Origin of the sequence: Kitasatospora sp. NPDC057542 (genome assembly GCF_042801945.1) — a bacterium.
In the GTDB taxonomy this organism is placed as follows: domain Bacteria; phylum Actinomycetota; class Actinomycetes; order Streptomycetales; family Streptomycetaceae; genus Kitasatospora.
Genome location: NZ_JBHVFE010000344.1, coordinates 1 through 9836, shown reverse-complemented (window position 1 = coordinate 9836; position 9836 = coordinate 1). Strand labels below are relative to the sequence as shown.

Sequence of the window (9836 nt, the reverse complement as noted above, 5' to 3'; positions counted from 1 at the left end):
AGACTGGGGGTGGGCGGGGTGGGCCCCCGCCTCCGCCGCCGCCTGGGGCGACTCCGTGTTGGACGCGCACGCCGCGGTGGGGCGGGGGCCGGGGGTCTGGTCACCGGCCCCACGGGGCCTTCCGGGCGGGCTGCGGTGCCCCGCTACTTCAGCGCGGCGAGCACCGCCTGCGCCATCACCTGCTCACCGGTCGCGTTCGGGTGGAACGGCACGGCGGGCGAGCCGGGCAGCGCGCCCTCGATCCAGCGGTCGTCCGAGCAGACGTCGTGCCCGACGGTCGGCGTCGCGGTGTCCACGTAGGCCGCGCCGTTCGCGGCCGCGGTGGACTTCAGGGCGGCGTTCAGCTTGTCGAGCACGCCGTGCATGTACTCGACGTCGCCCGGGGTCACCGGTTGGCGCAGGATGCACTTCGAGCCGTCGGCGGGCAGCACGGACGGGTAGCCGACCAGCAGCACCTTGGCCCCGGGCGCCTTGGCGTGGATGCGCTTGAGGGTGTCGGCCAGCTGCGGGGCGATGGTGGTGCGGATCCGCTCGGCCAGGTCGTCGGTGCCGTACTGCCAGGACATGGTGCTCCAGTCCCAGTAGCCGTGGTGGTAGACGTCCTTGCAGGGCGTGCCGAACGGGTTGACGACGGCGCCGGCGATGCAGGTGGCGACCAGTTCGCCGAGGCCGAGGTCGCTGGCCGCGAGGTCGTTGCCGCCGATCCCGAGGGTGACCAGGTCCGTGTCGGCGCTCACCGCGTCCAGCTGCGGGTCGTTGACCCTGATGAAGGCGTCGTACTGGGGCTGCGTCATCGCCTTGATCTTGGCCGCGGAGCAGGTGACGTCGGTGTACGTGCCGGCCTTGAGGGCGGCGGCGACCAGGTGGCCGTAGTTGCGGTCGGAGCGCAGGCACAGGCCGGCCGACTGGCCCGGCACGCCGGCGCCGGCGGCGTAGGAGTCGCCGAGTGCCACGTAGTGCTTCGGTGCCGGGGTGGCGGCCTGGGCGGTGGTGGAGGTGAGCGCGAGCACGGCGCCGAGGGCGACGGCGGCGAGCGCGGTGGAATTCCGGAGGTGCCGGGATTTCCGGGCAGGGCGGAGCACGGTTCCTCCTGGGGGAGAGAAACGACGGGTGGGGGGTCGTGCCGAGCCGGGCCACAGCTACTCGCAGGTAAGTTACTGCCAGGTTTCCCGGGCGTCCATGGTTTGCGCGGAAATTGCCGACATTCCGCCAGGCCGTCCCTGATCGCATTTCGCATTTCGCTCCACCCGGTATCGCATGGGTATCGCCGGCATTTCCGAAACGGCCCGGAGCGGAATTCGCGCCGACGGTTGTCACCCACCGGTTGACCGGACGTCACCGCAGGCCGCAGTATCGGGCGCACAGCGACGGCACGCCCCGGGCGCGCCGCCACCGCGAGCCGCGACGGAGGACTGCGCATGGCCCTGGACGCCGACGTCATCGTCATCGGAGCGGGACTCTCGGGCCTGGCGGCCGCCGCCGAACTCGCCGACGCCGGACGGAAGGTGATCCTGCTCGACCAGGAGCCCGCGGCCTCCCTCGGCGGCCAGGCGCACTGGTCCTTCGGCGGCCTCTTCCTGGTCGACTCGCCCGAGCAGCGCCGGATGCGCATCCGCGACTCGCACGCCCTCGCCTGGCAGGACTGGCTCGGCACGGCCGGCTTCGACCGGGCCGAGGACGCCTGGCCGCGCCGCTGGGCCGAGGCGTACGTGGACTTCGCGGCAGGTGAGAAGCGGTCCTGGCTGCGCGCGATGGGCGTGCGGTTCTTCCCGGTGGTCGGCTGGGCCGAGCGCGGCGGTTTCCTCGCCGACGGGCCCGGCAACTCGGTGCCGCGCTTCCACATCACCTGGGGCACCGGGCCGGGCCTGCTGGAGCCCTTCGTCCGGAGGGTCCGCGCCGCCGCCGCGCGCGGCCTGGTGGACCTGCGCTTCCGGCACCGCGTCACCGGGCTGTCCGCCACCGCGGGCGCCGTCGACACCGTCACCGGCGAGGTGCTGGTGGCGAGCCCGGCGGGCCGGGGGGAGGCCAGCTCGCGCGAGGTCGCCGGGAGCTTCGAACTGCGTGCCCAGGCCGTGATCGTCACCTCCGGCGGCATCGGCGGCAACCACGATCTGGTCCGCAAGGCCTGGCCGGCCCGGCTCGGCACCCCGCCCGCCAGGCTGCTCTCCGGCGTGCCCGCGCACGTGGACGGATTGATGCTGGAGGTCGCCGGCCGGGCCGGGGCCAGCCTGATCAACGGCGACCGGATGTGGCACTACACCGAGGGCATCGAGAACTGGGACCCGATCTGGGCCCGGCACGGCATCCGCATCCTGCCCGGCCCCTCCTCGCTCTGGCTGGACGCGCGCGGGCGGCGGTTGCCCGTCCCGCTGTTCCCCGGCTTCGACACCCTCGGGACGCTGGAGCACATCATGTCCACCGGGTACGAGTACACCTGGTTCGTGCTCAACCAGCGCATCATCGAGAAGGAGTTCACCCTCTCCGGCTCCGAGCAGAACCCCGACCTGACCGGGAAGTCGGTGCGCGGCGTGCTCGGCCGCGCGCTGCCCGGCGCCCCCGGCCCGGTCCGGGGCCACCTGCGGCACGGGCGGGACTTCGTGGTCGCCGGCAACCTCGCCGACCTCGCCCGGGGCATGAACGCCAGGACCGACGAGCCCCTGATCGACCCGGACGAGCTGCGCCGCACCGTCGAGTACCGCGACCGGCAGCTGGCCAACCCCTTCGCCAAGGACCTCCAGGTCGCCGCCATCCACGGTGCCCGCCGCCACCTCGGCGACAAGCTCGTCCGCACCGCCGCCCCGCACGGCATCCTCGACCCGGGCGCCGCCCCGCTGATCGCCGTCCGGCTGAACATCCTGACCCGCAAGTCGCTGGGCGGACTGGAGACCGACCTGTCCTCCCGCGTGCTGCGGCCGGACGGCGAGGTGCTGGCAGGGGTGTACGCCGCCGGCGAGGCGGCCGGCTTCGGCGGCGGGGGCGTGCACGGCTACCGCTCGCTGGAGGGCACGTTCCTGGGCGGCTGCCTGTTCTCGGGCCGTACGGCGGGACGGGCGGCGGCGCGGGCGCTCGGGTAGTGGGGCGCGGGCCGGGTCACGAATCCCCTCGGCGGCGGGCCGCGCCGCCGGTGACGAGCGCGGCGATCAGCCCGCCGAGGGCGAGCAGCACCCCGAGCGCGCCCAGCACGACGGCGCCGGTGAGCTTCCCCGGCAGCCCGGGTGTGTCGGGCCCGCTGTGCCAGACCACCCGGTGCCCGGTGAGCGTGGCGAGGTCGACGGTGCCCTGCAACTCGTCCCCGGTGTCGACCCGGGAGTCGATCGCGCTCTCCCGCTGGTCGCCCATCAGGAAGGCCCGACCGGGCGGGACGGTGACGTCGAAGTCCAGGTAGCAGGTGTGGGCCTGGCGGGCCGGCGGTTCGTCCAGTGGCCGCCCGTTCAGCGTGGCCTGTCCGTTGGCGCAGGCGATGCGGTCCCCGCCGAGGGCCGCGACGCGGGAGACGACGAGGTGGTCGAGCATCCAGGGGGAGTCGACGAGGTAGACCTCGCCGCGCCGGACGTCGGCGGCCGCGACGCGGTCGGAGAGGATCCGGTCGCCCTCCCGCAGCTCCGGGCGCATCGTGCCGCCCGTCATCCGATGGACCGAGTAGCCGCCGGTCAGGACCACCGAGGCCCCGAGCGCCACGCACAGGATTCCGGTCACGGCCACGGCCAGTGAGACCCACAGGCCTCGGGCCCTTCGCTTCGGCATCCGTCCGTCCCTCTCCCCGGTCCCGCTCCTCCCCCGTACCCGCGCGGAGCTGTGCGCAGCTTAATCGGAAGGGTGAGTTCCTGTTGGGGGCACCCTCCTCCGGGTCCGACCCGTGGCCGGGGCGGTGCTGGGTGACGGGTACAGTGCGGAGGCCGGTGCGCAGTGCGCCGCCGACCAGGAGGGGTCAGGAGAACCGATGAGCCGCCGAGACCGCGACGGTGTCCGGGAGCGCAAGCGGGGCGCCGGCGCCCCCGTGACCGTCACCGTCTGCCGGGGCTGCTGCTGCGGCACCGAGGCGAAGCACCCCGGGGTGGACCACGCGGGCCAGTACGAGCGGTTGCGGACGGCGGTGGGCGCGGCGGGCCGGGTCCGGGCGGTCAAGTGCCTGGACGTGTGCACCCAGTCCAACGTGGTGGTGGTCGGCCCCTCCGCCGAGGGCCGGGCGGCGGGCGGCCGGCCGGTCTGGCTGGGCTTCGTGCTGATGGACGAGATGATCGACGAGATCGCCGCCTGGGTGCGCGCGGGCGGTCCGGGCCTCGCCGACCCGCCCGGGCTGCTCGACCTCCAGCTGATCTCGGTCTCCCGGCGGGTCCGCGAGGGCCTGCCCGACTGAGGCCGCATCCTCGGCTCTACTGACTGATCGTCGGATCGTATGCAGCCGGGGTGGTCCGAGGGCCTTCGCCACTACCATGACCGGTGGCATCGGGCCGTTCCGGACGGTGCCGAGCCGTCTGCGCGCGAGGGAGGAAGCCGATGACGACGGTCTGCCGCATCTGCGCGGGCACCGGCCGGACCGCCGGCCTCAGCTGCCGGACCTGCCAGGGCACCGGCACCACCGAGGTGGGCGGCGGGGGCGGCAACTGCTTCCTCTGCGACGGCACCGGGGTGTACGTGCGCTACCGGGTGGACGCGACCGGCGCCAAGCACGCCTACCGGGACGAGATCTGCCGCACCTGTGACGGCACCGGAAACCGGGCCGCCACCCACTGGGACGAGCCCTCGGGCTGACCGCGCCCGCCCGTCGCACCCACCCCGACGTCCACTCAGGCCGAGGGGCGGGCGGGGGCCATGATGCGGCGTCGACACGGTACGGACACGTCCTTTACCGAATCATGGTCGAACATTGGCGTTCGAATGGGCGGGACGCTGCGGCCCGTTCACCCGGCGTCCGTGCGCGATCAACGCGCCGCTGAAAGAGTCCCGCGCATGGATATCCCCAACATGGGCGTGCCGGCCAAGCTTGCCGACCGCATGAGCATGGCCGAGCAGCACGAGTACCTGCGGGCCCGCTTCTCCCGCCGCCGGATGCTGCGCGCCGGTGCCGTGACCGTGGGTGCCGTCGCCGTGGGTGGAGCGCTGGGCAACGGGACGGCCTTCGCCGCTCCGGCCGGCCCGCAGCTGCTGACCGGCGGCACGACCGACGGCGTCGACGGCTCGCTGGTCGCGCCGATCGGCCGTCACCTCCAGTTCGGCCCCGAGCCGGACACCCAGTTCCGCATCTCCTGGCAGGTCCCGGCCCCGGTCAAGAAGCCGTTCCTGCGCTTCGGCAAGACCCCGTGGGAGCTGAGCCACAAGGTCCAGGCCGAGGTCCGCGCGCTGCACACCCCGGCGCTGACCCCGAACAGCCAGCCGGTGGACCAGTACTACCTGCACGTGGCGCTGGAGGACCTGCACCCCGACACCACCTACTACTACGGTGTCGGCCACGAGGGCTTCGACCCGGCCTCGCAGCAGCAGATCTCCACCCTGCACACCTTCCGCACCGCGCCCTCCCGCGACCACCGCTGGGGCAAGGTGTACGAGCCGTTCACCTTCACCGCCTTCGGCGACCAGGGCGTCAGCTCGCACGCGGCCGGCAACGACCACATCATCAAGGCCCAGAACCCGGCCTTCCACCTGCACGCCGGCGACATCTGCTACGCCGACCCGGCCGGTTCCGGCACCGACCCGGACAAGTCCGTCTTCAACGCGAAGACCTGGGACGACTTCCTGGTGCAGACCGAGACGGTCGCCGCCGACATCCCGTGGATGGTCGCGTACGGCAACCACGACGTCGAGGCCTGGTACTCGCCGAACGGCTACGGCGGCGAGAACGCCCGCTTCTTCCTGCCGAACAACGGCCCGGACCCGCGCACCGTCCCCGGCGTCTACACCTTCCGCTACAAGAACGTCGGCGTGATCTCGCTGGACGCCAACGACGTCTCCTACGAGATCCCGGCCAACCTGGGCATCTCGGCGAACAAGCAGACCAAGTGGCTGGAGCGCACCCTCAAGGACCTGCGCAACGACGAGACCATCGACTTCGTCGTGGTCTTCTTCCACCACTGCGCCTTCTCCACCACCGTCGCGCACGCCTCCGAGGGCGGTGTCCGCGAGGCCTGGGTGCCGCTGTTCGAGAAGTACCGGGTGGACCTGGTCATCAACGGCCACAACCACATCTACGAGCGCACCGACGCGATCCTCGGCAACAAGGTCTCGAAGCAGGTGCCGAGCGGCGCCACCATCGAGCCGGCCAAGGACGGCGTGGTCTACGTCACCGCGGGTGCGGCCGGCCGCAGCCTGTACAAGTTCGACGTGCCGGACACCTACGAGGGGCACGAGAACCACCAGGACGAGGTCAAGACCTACTACTGGAGCAAGGGCCGGGTGAAGACCCCCGAGACCATCCAGTGGTCGCGGGTGCGCTACACCGGCTACTCCTTCATCAAGGTCGACGTGACCCCGAAGCACCTGGGCCAGAAGTCGGTGATGAAGGTCACCGCGCTGGCCGAGGACGGCACGCAGATCGACAACTACACGATCCTGCGCAAGGTCGGCGAGGGCTGGGACTCGAACCGGGACGACGACGGCCAGGGCGGCGGCTGGGGCTGGTAGTCCCAGAACGCACCCGGCGGGCCCCGGCGGTGAGGGAGGACCTCAACGCCGGGGCCCGTACATGATGACGGCGACCCCGGCCAGGCAGATCAGCGCGCCCAGCACGTCGTAGCGGGTCGGCCGGAAACCGTCGACGGCCATGCCCCACAGCAGGGAGCCGGCCACGAACACCCCGCCGTAGGCGGCCAGCACCCGGCCGAAGTGGCTGTCCGGCTGGAGGGCCGCGACGAAGCCGTACGCGCCGAGCGCCACCACCCCCAGGCCGGCCAGCCACCACGGCCGCTGCTCGCGCACGCTCTGCCAGACCAGCCAGCAGCCGCCGATCTCGGCGACGGCGGCGAGGACGAACAGGGCGATCGAGCGCAGGACGGTCATGGCCGCCCAGCGTACGTGCTGTCAGCTCTGCCGGTAGGTGGCCAGGAAGCGCCCGATCCGGTTGACGGCCGTCTCCAGGTCGTCGGCCCGGGGCAGGGTGACGAAGCGGAAGTGGTCCGGGCGGGGCCAGTTGAAGCCGGTGCCCTGGACGACGTGGATCTTCTCGCGCAGCAGCAGGTCCAGCACGAACCGCTCGTCGTCGACGATCCGGTGCACCGCCGGGTCCAGCCTGGCGAAGGCGTACAGCGCCCCCTTGGGCTTGACGCAGCTGACGCCGGGGATCTCGTTGAGCGCCTTGACCGCGATGTCGCGCTGCTCGGTGAGCCGCCCGCTCGGCAGCACCAGGTCGTTGATGGACTGGTGGCCGCCGAGCGCCGCCTGCACGGCGTACTGGGCGGGCACGTTGGGGCACAGCCGCATGCCGGAGAGCATGGTCAGGCCCTCCAGGTAGTCGGTGGCGTGCTGCCGGGGCCCGGAGACGACCAGCCAGCCGCTGCGGAAGCCGGCCACCCGGTAGGACTTGGAGAGGCCGTTGAAGGTGAGGGTCAGCACGTCGTCGGCCAGGGCGGCCAGGCAGTGGTGCTCGGTGCCGTCGTAGAGGATCTTGTCGTAGATCTCGTCGGCCAGCACCATCAGGTGGTGGCGGCGGGCCAGGTCGAGGATGCCCTCCAGCAGTTCCTTCGGGTAGACCGCGCCGGTGGGGTTGTTGGGGTTGATGACGACGATCGCCTTGGTGCGGGCGGTGATCTTGGCGGCGATGTCGTCCAGGTCCGGGTACCACTCGGCCTCTTCGTCGCACAGGTAGTGCACGGCCTTGCCGCCGGCCAGCCGGACCGCGGCCGTCCAGAGCGGGTAGTCGGGCATCGGCACGAGCACCTCGTCGCCGTCGTCCACCAGCGCGGTGACGGCCATCTGGATCAGCTCGGAGACACCGTTGCCGAGGTAGACGTCGTTGACGGTGACGCCCTGGACCCCGCGCTGCTGGTAGTACTGCACCACCGCGCGGCGGGCCGGCAGGATGCCGCGCGAGTCGCTGTAGCCGTGCGCCTTGGGCAGGTTGCGGATGATGTCCTGGATGATCTCCTCGGGCGCCTCGAAGCCGAACGGGGCCGGGTTGCCGGTGTTCAGCCGCAGCACGCTGTGCCCGGCCTCCTCCAGGGCGTTGGCCTGGTCGACCACCGGGCCCCGGATCTCGTAGCACACGTCATTCAGCTTGCTGGACTGCCGAAACTCCATCTGCGGCCTCCCGACCGTCACCACCGCTCCGTTGCTTCAGCTTTGTTCTACCAAGTGTGTACTTGGAAAGTCCAACCTCTTGGCTATGCTGATCCACATGTCACGCCGAAGCTACGACCAGTACTGCGCCGTCGCCCGCGCCCTGGACGCGGTGGGGGAGCGCTGGAGCCTCCTGATCGTCCGTGAGCTCCTCGGCGGCCCGCGCCGCTACACCGACCTGCACGCCGACCTGCCCGGCGTCTCCACCGACATCCTGGCCGCCCGGCTCAAGCAGCTGGAGGGCGAGGGGCTGGTCACCCGCCGCCGGCTGGAACGGCCCGCCAGCGCGACGGTCTACGAACTGACCGGGCGCGGCCGCGAACTGCGGCCGGTCGTCGAGGCGCTGGGGGAGTGGGGCCTGGCCGCCCTCGGCGAGCAGCGGCCCACCGACGCCGTGCGGGAGCACTGGTTCACGCCCCGGAAGGCGGAGGAGGAGGCAGCGGTCGCGGCCGGCTGACGGCCGAGGGCGTGCCCGGAGGGACGGGCGGGGCGGCGGCAAGGCCCCCGTCGCCGACCGCCGCCCCGTGGCCTCAGGATGGCCCGGGCCGATGAACGAACACTCGACGGGCGATGAGCGCCGGGGGCCCGCGCGGCCCCGAACGGGCACGCACGTACGATCGTCGGACCGCGAAGCCATCTCAGGAGAGCGGAGGCCGGCCCGTGCCCACCCCCTACCGCAGCTACGTCGCCGTCGGCGACTCCTTCACCGAGGGCATGTGCGACGACCTGCTGCCGGACGGCCACCACCGGGGCTGGGCCGACCGGGTCGCCTCGGCGCTGGCCGCCGAGCGTTCCGACGGGGACTTCCGGTACGCCAACCTCGCCGTCCGCGGCAAGCTCATCGGCCAGATCCACGACGAACAGCTCGCCCCCGCCGCCGCGATGGGCGCCGAGCTGGTCACCCTGGCCGGCGGGCTCAACGACGTACTGCGCCCCGGCTGCGACATCGACGCGGTCGAGCGGCAGCTCGGCCGCTGCGCCGCCGAGCTGCGCGCCACCGGCGCCACCGTCGTGCTGTTCACCAGCACCGACCCCACCCGCCGCCTGGCGGGCAGTGCCCGGCTGCTGCCCGCCATCCTGCGGATGAAGGCCTTCGTCCAGGAGCTGGGCTGGCAGGACGGCTTCGCCGTGGTCGACCTGTTCTCCGCGCCTTGCTTCGACGACCGCCGGCTGTGGGCCGAGGACCGGCTGCACCTGTCGCCCGACGGGCACCGCCGGGTCGCCGAGGGCGTGCTGGAGGCGCTCGGCCGACCCGCGGCCTTCGACTGGCGCGCCCCGCTGCCCGCCGCCGCCCCGGCCGGCCGCGCCGAGCGGCTGCGCGAGGACGCCCGCTGGCTGGGCACCCACCTCGGCCCGTGGATCGGCCGCCGCCTCACCGGCCGCTCCTCCGGCGACGGCCGCCCGGCGAAGCGGCCGGAGCTGCTGCCGTACCGCTAGGGCCTGTCGTCGAACTCGCGTCTGCGGGGCGACGCCGGGGCACGCACCTCGCCGCGTTGTCGTCGGTCGCCAATGGCCCCCAGCCTTCGGCCGGGAGGTGCCCCCACCGCAGTGGCTCCCTCCTCCGCCTT

General features: G+C 72.7%; 9 protein-coding genes and 1 pseudogene. 6 read left to right on the top strand and 4 right to left on the bottom strand.

Annotation, left to right across the window (positions count from 1 at the left end):
• Positions 1 to 143: 143 nt before the first annotated feature.
• Positions 144 to 1082: an SGNH/GDSL hydrolase family protein gene (locus tag ACFU7Y_RS32015; protein WP_224281997.1), complete on the bottom strand. Its 939-nt coding sequence runs from the start codon at positions 1080 to 1082 to the stop codon at positions 144 to 146.
• Between the two features lie 336 nt (positions 1083 to 1418).
• Here ACFU7Y_RS32015 and ACFU7Y_RS32010 point away from each other — a divergent pair, with 336 nt between their 5' ends.
• Positions 1419 to 3074, top strand: coding sequence for an FAD-binding dehydrogenase (locus tag ACFU7Y_RS32010; RefSeq protein ID WP_224281995.1), 1656 nt, complete (start codon positions 1419 to 1421; stop codon positions 3072 to 3074).
• Between the two features lie 16 nt (positions 3075 to 3090).
• Here the strand turns inward: ACFU7Y_RS32010 and lepB are convergent, their stop codons facing one another.
• Positions 3091 to 3744, bottom strand: a complete 654-nt coding sequence (gene lepB, locus ACFU7Y_RS32005; protein ID WP_224281993.1) for a signal peptidase I — start codon at positions 3742 to 3744, stop codon at positions 3091 to 3093.
• A gap of 196 nt (positions 3745 to 3940) precedes the next feature.
• On the opposite strand from lepB, the gene ACFU7Y_RS32000 reads away from it, so the two are divergent.
• The 3 genes from ACFU7Y_RS32000 to ACFU7Y_RS31990 all read left to right on the top strand — a co-directional run bounded on the left by ACFU7Y_RS32000 (position 3941) and on the right by ACFU7Y_RS31990 (position 6618).
• Positions 3941 to 4357 carry a (2Fe-2S) ferredoxin domain-containing protein gene (locus ACFU7Y_RS32000; protein WP_224281992.1) on the top strand — a complete coding sequence of 139 codons (417 nt, stop codon included), beginning with the start codon at positions 3941 to 3943 and terminating at the stop codon, positions 4355 to 4357.
• A 140-nt stretch (positions 4358 to 4497) separates the two neighbouring features.
• The gene (locus ACFU7Y_RS31995; RefSeq protein WP_224281991.1) at positions 4498 to 4752 is read left to right on the top strand and encodes a hypothetical protein; all 255 of its coding nucleotides are present in this window, start codon (positions 4498 to 4500) and stop codon (positions 4750 to 4752) included.
• A 198-nt stretch (positions 4753 to 4950) separates the two neighbouring features.
• Complete coding sequence (locus ACFU7Y_RS31990) at positions 4951 to 6618, top strand: metallophosphoesterase family protein (protein ID WP_224281990.1); 1668 nt, start codon at positions 4951 to 4953, stop codon at positions 6616 to 6618.
• A gap of 42 nt (positions 6619 to 6660) precedes the next feature.
• Here the strand turns inward: ACFU7Y_RS31990 and ACFU7Y_RS31985 are convergent, their stop codons facing one another.
• Positions 6661 to 6993 (bottom strand): YnfA family protein, encoded by a 333-nt coding sequence (locus ACFU7Y_RS31985; protein ID WP_224281989.1) that lies wholly within the window; start codon positions 6991 to 6993, stop codon positions 6661 to 6663.
• Positions 6994 to 7014: 21 nt separating this feature from the next.
• Positions 7015 to 8229 carry a pyridoxal phosphate-dependent aminotransferase gene (locus ACFU7Y_RS31980; protein WP_224281988.1) on the bottom strand — a complete coding sequence of 405 codons (1215 nt, stop codon included), beginning with the start codon at positions 8227 to 8229 and terminating at the stop codon, positions 7015 to 7017.
• 97 nt (positions 8230 to 8326) lie between these two features.
• On the opposite strand from ACFU7Y_RS31980, the pseudogene ACFU7Y_RS31975 reads away from it, so the two are divergent.
• Together ACFU7Y_RS31975 and ACFU7Y_RS31970 are read left to right on the top strand one after the other, a co-directional pair.
• A pseudogene (locus ACFU7Y_RS31975) lies at positions 8327 to 8680 on the top strand (winged helix-turn-helix transcriptional regulator); the annotation flags it as partial.
• Positions 8681 to 8928: 248 nt separating this feature from the next.
• Positions 8929 to 9705, top strand: coding sequence for an SGNH/GDSL hydrolase family protein (locus ACFU7Y_RS31970; RefSeq protein WP_380770473.1), 777 nt, complete (start codon positions 8929 to 8931; stop codon positions 9703 to 9705).
• The last annotated feature ends 131 nt before the right edge of the window (positions 9706 to 9836 follow it).